The sequence below is a fragment of the Mesorhizobium sp. AA22 genome (genome assembly GCF_001672375.2).
Taxonomy (GTDB): Bacteria; Pseudomonadota; Alphaproteobacteria; order Rhizobiales; family Rhizobiaceae; genus Mesorhizobium; species Mesorhizobium wenxiniae.
On the sequence record NZ_CP048406.1, the window covers coordinates 134,916 to 152,583 of the forward strand.

Annotated in this window: 15 protein-coding genes and 1 pseudogene; 11 read left to right on the plus strand and 5 right to left on the minus strand. The window is 63.7% G+C overall.

Annotation, left to right across the window (positions count from 1 at the left end):
* Positions 1-60: 60 nt before the first annotated feature.
* Positions 61-1,866 carry an IlvD/Edd family dehydratase gene (locus A9K68_RS00630; RefSeq protein ID WP_065006138.1) on the minus strand — a complete coding sequence of 602 codons (1,806 nt, stop codon included), beginning with the start codon at positions 1,864-1,866 and terminating at the stop codon, positions 61-63.
* Between the two features lie 157 nt (positions 1,867-2,023).
* Here A9K68_RS00630 and A9K68_RS00635 point away from each other — a divergent pair, with 157 nt between their 5' ends.
* A complete protein-coding gene (locus A9K68_RS00635; protein ID WP_065005974.1) occupies positions 2,024-2,473 on the plus strand; it encodes a carbon monoxide dehydrogenase subunit G in 450 nt (149 codons plus the stop codon).
* A gap of 155 nt (positions 2,474-2,628) precedes the next feature.
* Here the strand turns inward: A9K68_RS00635 and A9K68_RS00640 are convergent, their stop codons facing one another.
* On the minus strand, positions 2,629-3,822 hold the full coding sequence (locus A9K68_RS00640) for an Mrp/NBP35 family ATP-binding protein (protein ID WP_065006139.1): 1,194 nt from the start codon (positions 3,820-3,822) through the stop codon (positions 2,629-2,631).
* A gap of 240 nt (positions 3,823-4,062) precedes the next feature.
* Between A9K68_RS00640 and A9K68_RS00645 the strand changes: the two genes are divergently transcribed.
* The 10 genes and pseudogenes from A9K68_RS00645 to A9K68_RS00690 all read left to right on the plus strand — a co-directional run bounded on the left by A9K68_RS00645 (position 4,063) and on the right by A9K68_RS00690 (position 14,234).
* On the plus strand, positions 4,063-4,440 hold the full coding sequence (locus A9K68_RS00645; protein ID WP_065006140.1) for a VOC family protein: 378 nt from the start codon (positions 4,063-4,065) through the stop codon (positions 4,438-4,440).
* Positions 4,441-4,536: 96 nt separating this feature from the next.
* The gene (locus tag A9K68_RS00650) at positions 4,537-5,436 is read left to right on the plus strand and encodes a LysR family transcriptional regulator (RefSeq protein ID WP_065005975.1); all 900 of its coding nucleotides are present in this window, start codon (positions 4,537-4,539) and stop codon (positions 5,434-5,436) included.
* 134 nt (positions 5,437-5,570) lie between these two features.
* Complete coding sequence (locus A9K68_RS00655; protein ID WP_065005976.1) at positions 5,571-6,050, plus strand: formate dehydrogenase subunit gamma; 480 nt, start codon at positions 5,571-5,573, stop codon at positions 6,048-6,050.
* Positions 6,047-7,604 (plus strand): annotated as a pseudogene (locus A9K68_RS00660) (NADH-quinone oxidoreductase subunit NuoF). Before A9K68_RS00655 ends, A9K68_RS00660 begins: the two are co-directional and overlap by 4 nt.
* A 10-nt stretch (positions 7,605-7,614) precedes the next feature.
* Positions 7,615-10,491, plus strand: a complete 2,877-nt coding sequence (gene fdhF, locus A9K68_RS00665; protein ID WP_065005977.1) for a formate dehydrogenase subunit alpha — start codon at positions 7,615-7,617, stop codon at positions 10,489-10,491.
* Positions 10,492-10,494: 3 nt separating this feature from the next.
* Positions 10,495-11,325 carry a formate dehydrogenase accessory sulfurtransferase FdhD gene (fdhD, locus tag A9K68_RS00670; RefSeq protein WP_065005978.1) on the plus strand — a complete coding sequence of 277 codons (831 nt, stop codon included), beginning with the start codon at positions 10,495-10,497 and terminating at the stop codon, positions 11,323-11,325.
* Complete coding sequence (locus A9K68_RS00675; RefSeq protein WP_065005979.1) at positions 11,315-11,662, plus strand: formate dehydrogenase subunit delta; 348 nt, start codon at positions 11,315-11,317, stop codon at positions 11,660-11,662. Before fdhD ends, A9K68_RS00675 begins: the two co-directional genes overlap by 11 nt.
* 127 nt (positions 11,663-11,789) lie before the next feature.
* Complete coding sequence (locus A9K68_RS00680) at positions 11,790-13,343, plus strand: alpha/beta fold hydrolase (protein WP_065005980.1); 1,554 nt, start codon at positions 11,790-11,792, stop codon at positions 13,341-13,343.
* Positions 13,344-13,516: 173 nt separating this feature from the next.
* A complete protein-coding gene (locus A9K68_RS00685; protein WP_065006141.1) occupies positions 13,517-13,879 on the plus strand; it encodes a nuclear transport factor 2 family protein in 363 nt (120 codons plus the stop codon).
* Between the two features lie 40 nt (positions 13,880-13,919).
* Positions 13,920-14,234 carry a hypothetical protein gene (locus A9K68_RS00690; RefSeq protein ID WP_065005981.1) on the plus strand — a complete coding sequence of 105 codons (315 nt, stop codon included), beginning with the start codon at positions 13,920-13,922 and terminating at the stop codon, positions 14,232-14,234.
* A 148-nt stretch (positions 14,235-14,382) separates the two neighbouring features.
* On the opposite strand, the gene A9K68_RS00695 is transcribed toward A9K68_RS00690, so the two are convergent.
* Genes A9K68_RS00695 through A9K68_RS00705 form a run of 3 tightly spaced genes read right to left on the minus strand, consistent with a single transcriptional unit; the run spans position 14,383 to position 17,610 of the window.
* Positions 14,383-15,810 carry a gamma-aminobutyraldehyde dehydrogenase gene (locus A9K68_RS00695; RefSeq protein ID WP_065005982.1) on the minus strand — a complete coding sequence of 476 codons (1,428 nt, stop codon included), beginning with the start codon at positions 15,808-15,810 and terminating at the stop codon, positions 14,383-14,385.
* A 29-nt stretch (positions 15,811-15,839) separates the two neighbouring features.
* Positions 15,840-16,655, minus strand: coding sequence for an ABC transporter permease (locus A9K68_RS00700; protein ID WP_065005983.1), 816 nt, complete (start codon positions 16,653-16,655; stop codon positions 15,840-15,842).
* Complete coding sequence (locus A9K68_RS00705) at positions 16,645-17,610, minus strand: ABC transporter permease (RefSeq protein WP_065005984.1); 966 nt, start codon at positions 17,608-17,610, stop codon at positions 16,645-16,647. Before A9K68_RS00705 ends, A9K68_RS00700 begins: the two co-directional genes overlap by 11 nt.
* Positions 17,611-17,668 lie beyond the last annotated feature (58 nt).

The window sequence follows — 17,668 nt, forward strand, 5'->3', positions numbered from 1 at the left end:
ACCTTTGCTTTTATGCATGTCGTTGTCCCAAAACCGCTGCACACTTTTGGGCGACATGCATTAGTGATTGTCCCGCGGCACGCCGCGGGTGTGCGCCACATCCTGGTACTTTACCGCCGGCTTCAGCACCATTCCTTCGGAAAACTGGTCGACCATGCCGCGCTGGATCTCCTGCCATGGCGTCTGGTGCTTGGGGTAGTGATAGCCGCCACTGTTCTGCAGCTCGGCGCGACGGCGCGTGATCTCGTCGTCGGTGACGAGAATGTCGGCGGTGCCCTTGCGCAGGTCGATGCGGACGCGGTCACCGGTCTTCAACAGCGCCAGCCCGCCGCCTATGGCGGCTTCGGGCGAGGCGTTGAGGATCGACGGCGAGCCCGACGTGCCCGACTGGCGACCGTCGCCGATGCAGGCCAGCGCATGAATGCCCTTCTTGATGAGATGGGCCGGCGGCTGCATGTTGACGACTTCGGCGCCGCCCGGATAACCGATCGGGCCGGCGCCGCGCATGAACAGGATCGTGTGCTCGTCGATGCCTTGCGCCGGATCGTCGATGCGGGCGTGGTAGTCTTCGGGCCCGTCGAAGACCATGGCGTTGCCTTCGAAGGCCTCGGGGTCCTTCGGGTTCGACAGATAGCGTTCGCGGAATTCGGGCGAGATACCGCTGGTCTTCATAATCGCCGAATCGAACAGATTACCCCTAAGATTGATGAAGCCGGCATTGGCTTTCAGCGGCTCGGCGACGCTGCGGATGACGTCGGGATTCTCGTTGACGGCCCCACTGCAATTGTCGCCCATCGTCTTGCCGTTGACGGTCATGGCGTCGGGATGGGGCAACAGCCCGGCCTTCATCAGTTCGGCCACCACCGCCGGCACGCCACCGGCATGATGATAATCCTCGCCGAGATATTCGCCCGACGGCTGCAGGTTGACGATGAGCGGTATTTTGAGGCCGACCTGCTGCCAATCGTCATTGTCGAGCGGCACGCCGAGATGGCGTGCGATGGCGTTGAGATGGATCGGCGCGTTGGTCGAGCCGCCGATGGCCGAATTGACGACGATGGCATTCTCGAAGGCCTGTCGGGTCATGATGTCGGAGGGCTTCAGATCCTCATGCACCATGTCGACGATGCGTTTTCCCGTCTCATAGGCGATCTGGCCACGCTCGCGATATGGAGCGGGGATCGCGGCCGAGCCAGGCAGCTGCATGCCGAGCGCCTCGGCCAGCGAATTCATCGTGGTGGCGGTGCCCATGGTGTTGCAATAGCCGGTGGACGGCGCCGAGGAGGCGACGATGTCCATGAACTCGTCATAGCCGATTTCGCCTGCCGACAGGCGCTGGCGCGATTCCCAGACGATGGTGCCGGAGCCGGTGCGCTTGCCCTTGTGCCAGCCGTTCAGCATCGGGCCGACCGACAGCGCGATAGCCGGAATGTTGACGGTGGCCGCGGCCATCAGCAGGGCCGGCGTCGTCTTGTCGCAGCCGATGGTGAGCACGACGCCGTCGAGCGGGTAGCCGTAGAGCACCTCGACCAGGCCGAGATAGGCGAGGTTGCGGTCGAGTGCGGCGGTTGGGCGCTTGCCCGTCTCCTGGATCGGGTGGCATGGGAACTCGAAAGGGATGCCGCCCATCGAGACGATGCCCTCGCGCACGCGCTTGGCCAGCTCGATATGGTGGCGGTTGCAGGGCGACAGATCCGAGCCGGTCTGGGCGATGCCGATCAGCGGCTTGCCCGACATCAGTTCGGCACGCGTCAGCCCGTAATTCAGATAGCGCTCGAGGTAAAGCGCCGTCATCCCCGGATTGTCGGGATTGTCGAACCACTCCTGCGAGCGAAATTTCTTTTTCTGCGTGGGGGCGCCGGCCATCATGGTCTCCGTATTTGTATGACAAATCGATATGACAACGCGCGAGAGCAGGCAAGAGGCACGCGCCATCCGATTCCGGACTTTGGTGCGATAGACACGCGTCTACCCTCACGCTAGACCGCATCGGGGCCTGTCAGTTTGTATCCTGGAGATTTTGATGGCTTTGGTGATCGAAGGCGAGGAACGCATCGCCGCACCCCTGCAAAAGGTGTGGGAAGCGCTGAACGACCCGGACGTTCTGAGCCAGACCATTCCGGGCTGCCAGAGCCTCGAAAAGAAATCGGACACCGAGATGGGAGCGACCGTGGTGGTCAAAATCGGCCCCATCAAAGCGACGTTCAACGGCGAGGTGACGCTGAGGAACCTCAACCCGCCGCATTCCTACACCATCCAGGGCGAGGGCAAGGGTGGCATCGCCGGCTTCGCCAAAGGCGGCGCCGATGTGACCCTGACCGCAGATGGCCCGGAGGCGACGATCCTCAGATATGCGGCCAAGGCCGATGTCGGCGGAAAGATTGCCCAGCTCGGCAGTCGGCTGATCGAATCGACATCGAAGAAATTGGCCGGACAGTTCTTTTCGTCCTTCGGCGAGAAGGTGGGCGGCTGATCCCTCCCCCTTGAGGGGAGGGTGCCTCGCGACGCGAGGCGGGAGGGATCACCTCAACTGCCCCGACCTTCAACTGAGGCTAAGAGAGGTGGAGCGCGTTGCCGCGGACCCCACCCGGCCCTGCGGGCGGCCATCCTCCCCTCATGGGGGAGGGATCACTCGAACACGATGCTCGGCACGGCGGCTTCAGCCGCGCCGCGTTCTTCGTTGACCCTGCCCCAGACGTTCGAGGCGATGTCTCGGTAGATCTTCGCCTCGGCGCTATCGGGCTTCGAGACCACCACCGGCGTGCCGGCATCCGAGCTTTCGCGGATACCCATTTCGAGCGGCACTTCGCCGAGGAAGGTGACACCGAGACGCTCGGCCTCGCGGCGCGCGCCGCCATGGCCGAAGATGTCGTAGCGCTTGCCGGTGTCGGGGGCGAGGAAATAGCTCATATTCTCGACGATGCCCAACAGCGGCACGTCGACCTTCCTGAACATGTTAAGGCCTTTTCGGGCATCGATGAGGGCCAGGTCTTGCGGCGTCGAGACGATGACGGCGCCGGCCAGAGGCACCTGCTGGGCCATGGTCAGTTGCGCATCGCCGGTGCCGGGCGGCATGTCGACGACGAGCACGTCGAGCGGACCCCACTCGACCTCGCGCAGCATTTGCGTCAATGCCGACATCACCATCGGCCCCCGCCAGATCATCGGCGTCTCCTCATCGACGAGGAAGCCCATCGACATGACCTTCAGGCCGTAATTCTCCATCGGCTTCAGGACTTTGCCGTCGACGGTCTGCGGCCGGCCATGGATCTTGAGCAGCCGCGGCATGGACGGGCCGTAGATGTCGGCGTCGAGCACGCCGACCCTCAGGCCGTTTGCGGCGAGGCCAAGCGCGATGTTGACGGCAGTGGTCGACTTGCCGACGCCGCCCTTGCCGGAAGCGACAGCGATAATCGCCTCGATGCCGGGCACGCCGCGCTTGCCCTGGCTGTGCGAGGCCGGAGCATGCGGGGCCGGATGTGGCGCGGCAGCGGGTGCGGCCGGCGGCGCGGGCCTGGGGGCGGGTCTCTGCGGAACCGGAGCCTCCATGCCGCCACCTTTCCTTTCCGCCGTCAGCGCAACCACGGCGCCGGCGACACCGGGGATCGCCTTGACGACACGCTCGGCGGCGGCACGCATCGGCTCCATCTCCTGGGCCCGGGCAGCCGGCACCGTGATCGAGAAGAAGACCTTGGAATCGGCAATGAAAATCTCGGAAACCATGCCGAGGTCGACGATGTTGCCGGTGAAGTCCGGTCCGTTGACCGTCTTCAGGCGCTCGATGACGATTTCCTTGGTAACGTTTTCCTGGACGGCGGGCATCAGCTTTTCCTCTGCTTTCCGCTTGAGATAATGCAGTTCCCGAACATAACCAAGCGGCGGAACGACACTCACCGGGCATGGCATCAAAACTCGCGTCTGCTCGTAGGGATTTGCGGGAGTCGAAACGTCCTTACGGAAGAGGCACGCCGATAGCGCAAGCTGCGGTCGCCGGAAGACGAAGCAGCCCTATCTTGTTGCAGGGCTTCGGACGTGCTCGCCAGCAAGGAAAGGAGACCAATCATGCTCGCAAACAGCAACGCAACGGCCAATCTCGCGGTGAAGGACCTGGCCAAGGCCAAGGCCTTCTATGAAGACGTTCTGGGGCTGACGGAGGTTCACAACGAGGGTGGCGAACTGATCGTCTACAAATGCGGCGACACCAGCATCAATGTGTATCGCTCGAAGTTCGCCGGAACCAACAAGGCGACGGCGGTGACCTGGATGGTCGGCGACGAGATCGACACCGTCGTCAAGGCGCTGAAATCGAAGGGCGTTGTCTTCGAGCACTACGAGATGCCGGACCTGAAGCTGGAAGGCGACATCCATGTCGGCTACGGCATGAAGGTCGCATGGTTCAAGGATCCTGACGGCAACATTCTTAACCTGGTCGATCGTTAGGCTTGGACGGCGGCGAAGCTTCGGCCGCATGAGGATTCGCCAAGCAAAATCAGCATGCATCTGGCGTAACCTCACATGGCCGGGTAGCGTCCGCTCATGATCGACAAGCTGGAATTCTTCATCGCGCTGGCCAGGGAAGAGCATTTCGGCCGGGCGGCGGAGGTGTGCGGCGTCACGCAGCCAACGCTTTCGGCCGGCATCAAGCAGCTGGAGGGCCAGCTCGGCGTGATGCTGGTATTACGCGGATCGCGCTTTCAGGGGCTGACGCCGGAGGGAGAGCAGGTGCTGGTGTGGGCGCGCCGCATCGTCGGCGATAGCAGGACCATGCGCGAGGAGATGCGGGCGGCGCGTCACGGCCTCTCGGGGCGCATCCGCATCGCCGCCATCCCGACGGCGCTGGCCATGGTGGCGCGGCTGACGACACCCTTTCGGGCAAAACATCCCGGCGTCACCTTCTCGGTTCTGTCGCGCACCTCGATCGAGGTGCTGTCGCTGCTCGGCAATTTCGACATCGACGCCGGCATCACCTACCTCGACAACGAGCCGCTGGGGCGGGTGACCAGCGTGCCGCTCTATGACGAGCGCTATCAGCTGATCACCGCGGTCGGAAACCCCTATTCCGACCGCGACAAAGTGACATGGGCGGAGCTCAGCCAGCTGCCGCTCTGCCTGCTGACGCCCGACATGCAGAACCGCCGCATCATCGACCAGCATTTGGCCGAAGCCGGCACGCAGGTGCGGCCGACGCTCGAATCCAATTCGATGATCGTGCTGTTCTCCCATATCCGTACCGGCAAATGGTCGTCGATCATGCCGCTCAACCTATCGGAAACATTCGGCTTTTCCGAGCCGATCCGGGCCATTCCGATTGTCGAGCCGGATGCCAGCCACACCGTCGGGCTGGTGGCGACGCCGCGCGAGCCGCACACGCCGCTGGTCTCGGCGCTGCTGGACGAGGCGATGGCGTTGGCGGACGATTTCCGCGCCCGCCACTGAGCTAGAGATTGCAGGCTGAACGGCATCGATAGAAGATTTCTATCGAGCAACGGATCAGCTTTATTGATTTGGTGGGTTTCCTCTGATTTTTTAACCACTTAGCGGAAGATTACTACGACCAGGGAGGGCGCTGCATGACAATGCAGCCTGCAAGTACCGAGATCGCGTTGCGCACGGCGGTGATCGTCCAGGAGCTGAAGGGCCTCGAAGGCCCGCTGTTGCCGATCCTCCACGGCATCCAGGAAGAGTTCGGTCATGTGCCGCAGGACGCGCTGCCGGTAATCGCCGAGGCGTTGAACATCTCCAAGGCGGAGGTGCACGGCGTCGTTACCTTTTATCATGACTACCGCCGCCACCCGGCCGGGCGGCATGTGCTGAAGCTTTGCCAGGCGGAAGCCTGTCAATCGATGGGCTCGGACTTGATCGCCGCCAAACTCAAGCAATTGCTGGGCATCGGCTTCCACGAGACGGCCCGCGACGGTTCGGTGACGCTGGAACCAGTCTATTGCCTCGGCCTTTGCGCCTGTGCGCCATCGGCGATGCTGGACGGCGAGGTGATCGGCCGGCTCAATGACGAAAAACTCGACGAGATCGTTGCCGAGGTACGTTCATGATCCCGCGCATCTACATTCCCGGCGATTCCGGCGCCCTGGCGCTCGGTGCGGAGAAGGTCGCCAAGGCGGTTCGTGCGGAACTGGCCGATCGCGGCATTGAGGCCAAGATCGTGCGCAATGGTTCGCGTGGCGCTTATTTCCTCGAGCCGATGGTCGAAGTGGCGACAGACAAGGGCCGCGTCGCGTACGGGCCGGTGAAGCCTTCCGACGTCAAAAGCCTGTTCGACAGCGGTTTCCTCACCGGCGGCTACCACAAGCGCTGGCTGGGCGCACCCGACAAGATCCCGTTCCTGGCCAAGCAGACGCGGCTGACTTTCGCGCGTTGCGGCGTCACAGATCCGTTGTCGCTCGACAATTACAAGGCGCATGGCGGGCTGAAGGGCCTGCAAAACGCGGTGGCCATGACGCCGGCCGATGTCGTCAGCCAAGTGACCGCAGTCCGGCCTGCGCGGACGTGGCGGCGCCGGCTTCCCGACCGGCATCAAATGGAAGACGGTGCTCGATACGACCGCCGACAAAAAGTACATCGTCTGCAATGCCGACGAGGGCGACAGCGCCACCTTCGCCGACCGCATGATCATGGAGGGCGATCCCTTCGTGCTGATAGAAGGCATGGCGATCGCCGGCATCGCCACCGGCGCAACCAAGGGCTTCGTCTATATCCGCTCGGAATATCCGCATGCGGTGGCGATGATGCAGAAGGCGGTCGAGGCCGCCCGCAAGGCCGGCCTGCTCGGCCTCAACGTGCTGGGCTCGGCCAACGCCTTCGACATGGAAATCCGCGTTGGCGCCGGCGCTTATGTCTGCGGCGAGGAAACCTCGCTGCTCAACAGCCTCGAAGGCAAGCGCGGCGTGGTTCGCGCCAAGCCGCCACTGCCGGCCATCCAGGGCCTGTTCGGCAAGCCGACGGTGATCAACAACGTCATCTCGCTGGCCTCGGTACCCGTCATCATGGACAAGGGTGCTGCCTTCTACAAGGATTTCGGCATGGGCCGCTCGCGCGGCACCATCCCGATCCAGATCGCCGGCAACGTCAAATATCCCGGTCTTTATGAGGCTGCGTTCGGCATGACGCTGGGCGAGATAATCGACGACATCGGCGGCGGCACGGCGACGGGGCGGCCGGTCAAGGCGGTGCAGGTCGGCGGGCCGCTCGGCGCCTATTTTCCACGCAGCCTGTTCGATACGCCGTTCGATTACGAAGCCTTTGCCGCCAAGGACGGGCTGATCGGCCATGCCGGCATCACCGTGTTCGACGATAGCGCCGACATGCTGAAGCAGGCGCGTTTCGCCATGGAGTTCTGCGCCATCGAAAGCTGCGGCAAGTGCACGCCATGCCGCATCGGCTCGACGCGCGGCGTCGAGACGATCGACAAGATCGCCAGGGGTATCGAGCCGGAAAAGCAGATCGAGCTGGTGACCGACCTCTGCAACACGATGAAGTTCGGTTCGCTCTGTGCGCTGGGTGGCTTCACGCCCTATCCGGTGATGAGCGCAATCAACCACTTCCGCGATGATTTCAAGCCGGCGCCGGTCGCCGAAGCAGCAGAATAGGAGTCTCGCCATGGGTCTGGTTCAGGAAATCGACTACGGCACACCGTCCTCGACATCCGAGAAGCAGGTGACGTTGACCGTCGACGGCTTCACCGTCACCGTGCCGGAAGGCACCTCGATCATGCGCGCCTCGATGGAGGCCGGCATTGCCATTCCAAAACTCTGCGCCACCGACATGGTCGACGCTTTCGGCTCCTGCCGGCTCTGCCTGGTCGAGATCGACGGCCGCAACGGCACGCCCTCCTCGTGCACGACGCCGGTGGCGCCGGGCATGGTCGTGCACACCCAGACCGGTCGGCTGAAGGACATCCGCCGCGGCGTGATGGAGCTCTACATTTCCGACCATCCGCTCGACTGCCTGACCTGTGCCGCCAATGGCGACTGCGAGTTGCAGACCCAGGCCGGCGTCGTCGGCCTGCGCGACGTGCGCTACGGTTACGAGGGCGACAACCACGTTTTCAAGAAGAACGACGGCGCAGAAAACTTCAAATGGATGGCGAAGGACGAGTCCAATCCGTACTTCACCTATGATCCATCGAAATGCATCGTCTGCTCGCGCTGCGTGCGCGCCTGCGAGGAGGTGCAAGGCACGTTCGCGCTGACCATCGAGGGCCGCGGCTTCGAAAGCCGCGTGTCGCCCAGCATGCACCAGCTGTTCATCGACAGCGAATGCGTGTCCTGCGGCGCCTGCGTGCAGGCATGCCCGACGGCGACGCTTTCCGAGAAATCGGTGATCAAGATCGGCCAGCCGGAGCATTCGGTCGTCACCACCTGCGCCTATTGCGGCGTCGGCTGCTCGTTCAAGGCCGAAATGCGCGGCGACGAGCTGGTGCGCATGGTGCCCTACAAGGACGGCAAGGCCAACCGTGGCCATAGCTGCGTCAAGGGCCGATTTGCCTACGGCTACTCGACCCACAAGGAGCGCATCCTCAATCCGATGATCCGCGAAAAGGTCACCGATCCATGGCGCGAGGTGTCGTGGGAAGAAGCGCTGACCCACACCGCCAGCGAGTTCCGCCGCATCCAGTACCAGTATGGCCGCACCTCGATCGGCGGCATCACCTCTTCGCGCTGCACGAATGAGGAAACCTATCTGGTGCAGAAGCTGATCCGCCAGGGTTTCCGCAACAACAACGTCGATACCTGCGCCCGCGTCTGCCATTCGCCGACCGGCTATGGCCTTGGCCAGACATTCGGCACCTCGGCCGGCACCCAGGACTTCGATTCGATCGAGCAGACCGACGTGGTGATGATCATCGGCGCCAATCCGACCGACGCACATCCGGTGTTTGCGTCGCGCATGAAGAAGCGGTTGCGCAAGGGTGCCAAGCTGATCGTGCTCGACCCGCGCCGCACCGACATCGTGCGCTCGGCCCATATCGAGGCGCAGCATCATCTGCCGCTGAAGCCCGGCACCAATGTCGCCGTGGTCACCGCCCTTGCCCATGTCATCGTCACCGAAGGCCTGTTCGACGAAGCCTTCATCCGCGAGCGCTGCGACTGGGACGAGTTCCAGGACTGGGCGTCGTTCGTGGCGCTGCCGGAAAACAGCCCCGAAATGGTCGGCCAGCTTGCCAATGTCGACCCCGAAGAGATCCGCGCCGCCGCACGGCTGTTTGCCACCGGCGGCAATGGCGCGATCTATTACGGCCTCGGCGTCACCGAGCACAGCCAGGGCTCGACCACCGTCATCGCCATTGCCAACCTCGCCATGGCGACCGGCAATATCGGCCGGCCGGGCGTCGGCGTGAACCCGCTGCGCGGCCAGAACAATGTCCAGGGCTCCTGCGACATGGGTTCTTTCCCGCACGAGCTGCCCGGCTATCGCCACGTCTCCGGCGATGCGGTGCGCGACATCTATGAGAGCCTTTGGGGCGTCAAGCTCGACGACGAGCCCGGCCTGCGCATTCCCAATATGCTGGACGCCGCCGTCGACGGCTCGTTCAAGGGCCTCTATGTGCAGGGCGAGGACATTTTGCAGTCGGATCCCGACACCAAGCATGTCGCCGCAGGCCTTGCCGCCATGGAATGCGTCGTCGTCCACGATCTCTTCCTCAATGAGACCGCCAACTACGCGCATGTCTTCCTGCCCGGCTCGACCTTCCTCGAGAAGGACGGCACCTTCACCAACGCCGAGCGCCGTATCAATCGCGTGCGCAAGGTGATGGCGCCGAAGAACGGTCTGGCCGACTGGGAAGTGACGCAGAAGCTCGCACAGACGATGGGGCTTACCTGGAACTACCAGCATCCGTCCGAAATCATGGATGAGATCGCCACGACGACGCCGAGCTTCGCCAAGGTCTCCTACGACTATCTGGACAGGATGGGCTCGGTGCAGTGGCCGTGCAACGAGCAGGCGCCGGAAGGCACGCCGATCATGCATATCAGCGGCTTCGTGCGCGGCAAGGGCAAGTTCATCCGCACCGAATATGTGGCGACCGACGAGAGGACGGGACCGCGCTTCCCGCTGCTGCTGACCACCGGCCGCATCCTGTCGCAGTACAATGTCGGCGCGCAGACCAGGCGGACCGACAATGTCATGTGGCACAGCGAGGACCGGCTCGAGATCCACCCGCATGACGCCGAAAACCGCGGTCTGCGCGACGGCGACTGGGTCCGCCTGGCCAGCCGCTCCGGCGAGACGACGCTGCGCGCGCTGATCACCGACAAGGTGTCGCCTGGCGTGGTCTACACGACGTTCCACCACCCCGACACGCAGGCCAACGTCATCACCACCGACTTCTCCGACTGGGCGACCAACTGTCCGGAATACAAGGTGACCGCGGTGCAGGTCGGCGCTTCCAACGGGCCATCGGAATGGCAGCTCGACTATGACGAGCAGGCCCGCAACAGCCGTCGCATCGCGACGCTGGAAGCAGCGGAGTAATCTTTGAGCGCGCGCCGCAAAGTCACGACGCAGATCTCGCGGCTGGCACACCGCGCCGGTGGCGCTGCGGCCGCCAACCGGATGGTGCCGGAAGAGACGCCGGTGGCGTTCTCCTTTGCCGGCACCACCCATGCGGTGATGATGGCGAGCCCGGCCGATTTCGAGGATTTCGCGCTCGGCTTCTCGCTGGCCGAAGGCATCATCGCCGACCGCCGGGAAATCGAGGCGATCGAGGTTGAGGATCACGGCGCCGGCATCGACATCCAGATCAGGCTGAAGGACCAGGCCAATAGGCGCTTCGAGGCGCGGCGCCGGCGGCTGGCCGGCCCGGTCGGCTGCGGGCTGTGTGGCATCGAGTCGATCGATGAGGCGATGCGCTCGGTCGAGGCGGTCGGTTCGTCAAGACTTACGCTTGACACCGACGACGTCGTCGGTTCGGTCAAGTTTTTGTCGCAAGCGCAGCCGCTGCATGCCGAGACCGGTGCGGTCCATGCCGCCGGTTTTTATGTCCCAGGCAAGGGCATCGTCATGGCGCGCGAGGATGTCGGCCGCCACAATGCGCTCGACAAGCTGGCCGGTGCGCTGGCCAAAGCCGGCATCGATGGCACCTTGGGTGCCGTCGTCGTGACCTCGCGCGTTTCGGTCGAGATGGTGCAGAAGACGGCGGCGATCGGTGCTGCCTTCATCATTGCCGTCTCGGCGCCGACGGCACTTGCCATCCGCACGGCAGAAGATGCCGGCATAACGCTTGTGGCTCTCGTGCGTGGCGCTGATTTCGATATCTTCACCCACCCCGAACGGGTGATTTCAGGAGTTGCCAAGCATGTCGCATGACCAAGGCCACATCATGAGCACCAGCGAAAAGCTGGTCCGAATGGCCAACCAGATCGCCGCCTTTTTTCATTCCAAGCCGCGCGAGGAAGGCATTGCCGGCGTCGCCGAGCACATCAACAAGTTCTGGGAACCGAGGATGCGGCGGCAATTGTTCGAAATGCTGGACAGCGGTGGCGAAGGGTTTAACGAGCTTGTCGTCGCCGCCTCGGCAAGGATCAGGCGGCCAGCTGCGCCGGAACGAGGGGGCTTCGGCGCCGATGCAGGGGACGTCGTTCCGGGTGGCAAGGGCGCTCGGGCCGGTGAGTCGAATGCCGGGATCGCCGCTTCGCAGAAGTAGGCCAGCGAACATGCCTCTTAAGGCCCGCACGCTTATGTTCCCATCCTCAAAAGTTTGATCTGCTGCAAGCGACGCGCGTCTGCTATGCTGGGCGATCAGAAATCGTCGGGCTGGGCGGACAAATCTCGTGAGGCCGATCCAAACTCGATACGCCCGAAGCGGCGACCTGCGGATCGCCTATCAGGTGGTCGGCCAGGGATCGTTCGATCTCGTTTTCGTGCCGGGCTTCATTTCCAATCTCGACCTGCAGTGGGAAGACGAAGGCTACAGCCGACTGCTGAAGCGGCTTTCGGCCTTCTCGCGGCTGATCCTGTTCGACAAGCGCGGCACCGGTCTATCGGACCGCATCGATACCAATCACCTACCTAGCCTTGAAACCCGCATGGACGACGTGCGCGCGGTGATGGACGCCGCTGGCAGCGGGCGTGCGGCATTGCTCGGTGCCTCGGAAGGCGCGCCAATGGCGATGCTGTTCGCTGCCACCTATCCGGAGCGGACGCGGGCGCTGGCGCTCTATGGCGGCTATGCGCATTTCCACAAATGGGTAATGCCGTTCGAACGCCTCGACGCCTTCATCGAGATGGCGGAGACGGCATGGGGCACCGGCGCCACCTTGCCGCATTTCACGCCTGGCCGGGTTGACGATCCCCGTTTTGCCACATGGTGGGGGCGTTTCGAGCGGCTGTCGGCGAGCCCGACGGCGGCAGCGGCCCTGGCGCGCATGGATGCGGGGATCGACGTGCGCGGCGTGCTGGCGGCGATCAGCGCACCGACGCTGGTGATCCATCGCCGCAACGATGCGCGCGTCGACCCCGATGCCAGCCGCTTCCTGGCAAGGAAGATCGCGAATTCACAATTGGTCGAGGTCCCCGGGCGCGACCACCCGATCTGGACCGGCGATGTCGATGGGGTGGCCGACCTGATCGAGGAGTTCCTGACCGGAGCGCGCGCGGCAGCCGAGGTGGAGGGTGTGCTGGCTGCGCTTTTGGTGACGCGCATTTACGATTCGGCACGGCTCGGCGACCGCATGTGGAGCGAGAGGAGCCAGCGGTTCTTGGAAAGCTGGCGGCTGCTGGTCGGGCGCCATGGTGGCCGCGCGGCAGGCACGCGTGGCGAGCTGATGATGTCGCGCTTCGACAGCCCGGCCCGCGCCATCCGCTGCGCCGCAGCGCTGCGTGATGCCGCACTCGGGATCGGAGTTGCCAGCGCGCAGGGCGTGCATGTTGGAGAGATTGAAACGCGTGGGCCGCCGACCGGACTGACGGCGCGCGCGGCGATGCAGCTTGCCACCCATGCCGGCCGCGGCGACATCATCGCTTCACGGCTGGTGGCCGACCTGGCAACCGGCTCGGGACTTCATTTCGCCGATGCCGGCCGGATCACGCTCGACGAGTCGAGCGAGCCGCTGGCGCTGGTCCAAGTGACCTCGGAACAGCATCTAGAGCCGGCCTGCCGGCCGAAGGCCAAGACGGCCGAGCCTGCCACGTTGACGGCGCGCGAAAGCGAAGTGGTGGGCCTGATTGCCGACGGCAAGAGCAATGCCGCGATTGCCGCGGAGCTCAGGCTGAGCGAGCATACTGTCAAGCGCCACGTCGCCAACATTCTGCTCAAGCTGGACCTGCCGTCACGGGCCGCGGCGGCGGCATTTTCCGCCAGGCATGCTGGCCCGGACGGGCCATGAGAGCCATGGCGCTTTCGGGCGAAGCGGTCAGAGGGTCGTCGGCGCTATCTATTCTCCCCACGCAGGTCCCATGCAGGCCAAGTCGCAGTGAAGCAATCCCTGCCCGGCGATGAGCGTCGGGCGCTTTTGATCATCAATCGCCCGATGCCAAAGGCGGGCACATGGAGGAGAAAATGCTGACCAAGACTCAAGCCGTGGATGGCGCGGCTATCAAGAAGGCGATCGAAGGCCGTGACGGAAAGATGCTGGCGAGCTTCTATGCCGACGACGCGCTGGTGCGGGTGATCGACCGCAACAACCCGCCGAGCAAGCCACGCGAAATCCATGGGCGCGCGGCGATCACTACATTCTGGGACGACATCTGCAGCCGGGCGATGACCCACACGGTCGACACCACCATCGTCGACGGCGACAACCTCGCCTTCACCCAGGCTTGCAGCTACCCGGACGGCACCAAGGTGTTCTGCGCGGCGATGCTGGAGCTGAAGGACGGCCGGATCGCGCGGCAGACCGTCGTCCAGGCCTGGGACGAGTAATCAACCGCGGACTCAACCGCGATCATGGAGGAGAAGACAGATGTTCAGTGCCAGATGGCAGATCGATGCCAAGTTCGGACACAAGCAGACCGTGCTCGAACTCCTGAAAAAGTGGGAACACGAGATCGGTTCGCAAGTCGGCATCGCCGACCTGGAATTCCGGATCATGACCGGATCGATCGGCGCGCGGGAGGCGACGGTCGAGTCACACCATGAGGTCGAAAGCCTCGCCCAGCTGGAGGCGTTCTTCGCCAAGATCGGCAAGATCGACGCGCAGGTCAAATGGGGCAAGGAGATGGAGCCCTATGTCGTGTCGGGCACCAGCCTGTGGAACATCTATCGCATTGTGGAGTAGCGGTCTTCTCCCCGTTTTACGGGGAGAAGATGCCGGCAGGCAGATGTTGGGCGCGCCAAGTTGACAGAAGCTTGTGCTGCCCCTCATCCGGCCCTTCGGGCCACCTTCTCCCCGTAAACGGCCGTAAACGGGGAGAAGGGAAAAGGCGCTAGCCATGCGCAACCATCACATGGCGGACGGCCGTGTAGTCTTCCAAGGCATATAGTGACATGTCCTTGCCGTAGCCGGACTGTTTCAGCCCGCCATGCGGCATCTCATTGGTCAGCATGAAATGGGTGTTGATCCAGGTGCAGCCATATTGCAACCGAGCGGCTGTCGCCATGGCGCGCGAGACATCCTTAGTCCACACCGAGGACGCGAGGCCATAGTCGCTGTCATTGGCCCAGTTCACCGCCTCGTCGACCTCGGAAAAGCGGGTAACGGAGACAACCGGCCCGAATACTTCGCGGCGCACGATCTCGTCTTCCTGCAGCGCGCCGGCGACGACGGTTGGCTGGTAGAAGAAGCCGGAGCCCTCGCCCGGCTTGCCGCCGGTGGTGATCTCGATGTGCTTCAGTTCCGAGGCGCGCTCGACGAAGCTCGAGACGCGGTCGCGCTGGCGACGTGAGATGAGCGGCCCGATCTCGTTCTCGGTGTCGTCGGAGCGGTTGTATTTGATGGTCGAGACGGCGGAGGAAAGGTCGGCGACGAGCTTGTCGTAGATCTTCTTGCCGGCATAGATGCGGCAGGCGGCAGTGCAGTCCTGGCCGGCATTGTAGTAGCCGAAGGCGCGCAGGCCATTGATCACCGCGCCGAGGTCGGCATCTTCGAAGACGATGACCGGCGCCTTGCCGCCGAGTTCGAGATGCGTGCGCTTGACCGATTTGGCTGCCGCCTGCAGCACCTTCTTGCCGGTGGCGACGTCGCCGGTGATCGAAATCATGTTGACTTTCGGGTGATTGATCAGCGTGTTGCCGACGCTGTCGCCGCGGCCGAGCACAACGTTGACGACACCTTCCGGCAGGATTTCAGCGAGGATCTTCGCCAGCTTCAGCGAGGTCAGCGGCGTCTGCTCCGACGGCTTGAAGACGACGGTGTTGCCGCCGGCAATCGCCGGCGCCAGCTTCCAGGCCATCATCATCAGCGGATAGTTCCATGGCGCGATCGAGGCGACGACGCCGATGGCATCGCGGCGGACCATCGAAGTGTGACCGGGGATGTATTCGCCGGCGATCTGGCCGGGCATCGAGCGGACAGCGCCGGCAAAGAAGCGGTAACAGTCGACGATCGCCGGGATCTCGTCGTTGAGCACGGCATTGATTGGCTTGCCACAATTGAGCGCCTCGAGGGCAGCGAAATCTTGTGCCGCGGCCTCGACGCGATCGGCGATTTTTAGGAGATAACCGGAGCGCTGCGCCGGAGTGGTGCGCGACCAGGTGACGAAGGCCTTTTCGGCCGCCAGCACCGCTGCCTCGATCTGCGCCTGGCTCGCTTCGGGCAGGTTGAGGATGGTCGCCCCGGTCTTCGGATTGAGGATTGGCTCCTCGGTTTCGGTGCCCTTCTCGAATTTCGAGCCGATCAGCATCTTGGTGTCCATGGAAGTCTCTCCCTTATGGATTCTTGACGTCATTTGCCCGAACCGGCGATCTGGTCGCCGTCGCGGGTGAGGTAATACGCGACGAGGATGGGCAGCAGCGTCACCAGCACGACGACCATGGCGACGACATTGGTGACCGGGCGCTGGCGCGGACGGATCAGCTCTTCCAGCATCCAGATCGGCAGCGTCTGCTGCTGGCCGGCGGTGAAGGTGGTGACGATAACCTCGTCGAACGACAGCGCGAAGGCAAGCATGCCGCCGGCGAGCAGGGCGGTGGCGATGTTAGGCAGCACGACATGGCGGAAGGTCTGGAAGCCGTCGGCGCCAAGGTCCATCGATGCCTCGATCATCGAGCCGGAGGTGCGGCGAAAACGGGCGACAGCGTTGTTGTAGACAACGACGACGCAGAAGGTGGCGTGGCCGAGCACGATCGTCCAGAACGAGAACGGAATCTCGGCCAGCGAAAAGGCTGAACGCAGCGCGATGCCGGTGATGATGCCGGGCAGCGCGATCGGCAGGATGACCAGCAGCGAGATGGTTTCGCGGCCAAAGAACCGTGTTCGCGACACGGCGGCCGCGCAGAGCGTGCCGAGGACCAGGGCGACGAGCGTCGAGATAGCGGCGACACGCACCGACAGCGACAGCGACTGCCACACGTCCGGGCGGTTCCAGGTGACGGCGAACCATTGCGTCGTCAGCCCCGGCGGCGGCCAGACGAAGCTCCTTTCCTCGGTCGTGAAGGCATAGATGAAGATCAGGAATATCGGCAGATGCAGGAACAGCAAGCCGCAGGCAGCGGCGATCTTCAGGCCGAGAGGAGCGGATGGTGAGCCATCAGAGCGCATCGAAGGCCCCCATGCGCTTGGCGCCCCAGAGGTAGAAGCCCATGATGACGATGGGCACCACGGTGAAGGCGGCGGCGAGCGGGATGTTGCCGGCGGTGCCCTGCTGCGAATAGACGGCCTGGCCGATGAACAGCCGCGAGGTGCCGATGATCTGCGGGATGATGTAATCTCCGAGCGTCAGCGAGAAGGTGAAGATCGAGCCGGCGACGATGCCCGGGAGCGCCAGCGGGAACAGCACGTTGCGGAAGGTCTGGCCGGGCGAGGCCCCGAGATCGGACGAGGCCTCGACCAGATTGCCGGGCACGCGCTCGAGTGCCGCCTGCACCGGCAGGATCATGAAGGGCAGCCAGACGTAGACGAAGACGATGAAGGTGCCGGTGGACGACACTGACAGGGAATTACCGCCGACGATCGGCAGCGACAGCCAGGCATCGAGCAGCCATAGAAGATGCAGTTTGGCGAGCAGCCAGGTCAGGATGCCTTCCTTGGCGAGGATGAGCTTCCAGGCGTAAATCTTGACCAGATAGCTCGACCACAGCGGCAGCATGATGCCGAGATAGAACAGCGCCTTCCAGCGGCCGCGCGCATAGCGCGCCGCGTAATAGGCGATGGGAAAGGCGACGATCGCGGAGGCGAACGTGACCAGGGCCGCCATCGTCACCGTGCGCAAGATGATGTCGAGATTTGCGGCCTGCAGCAGATCGCCATAGGTCTTCAGCGTGAATTCACGGTTGACGAGGCCGGAGAATTCGTCGATCGAGAAAAAACTCTGCAAGAGCAGTGCGAACAGCGAGCCGATATAGACGATGCCGAGCCACAGCACCGGCGGCAGCAGCATCAACAGCAGCAGGAACTTGGGCCTGCGCCAAAACAGGTCCGACAGCGCGCCGCGCAAGCCGCCGCTTCCTGACAGGATGGCGGGCGCGGGATTGGGGTTGAGCGCGACGATTGTCATGACGCCGCTCTGTCTTGGCGGAGGATATACGAGAGGCCGCGATCCTTCGCGCCCCCCT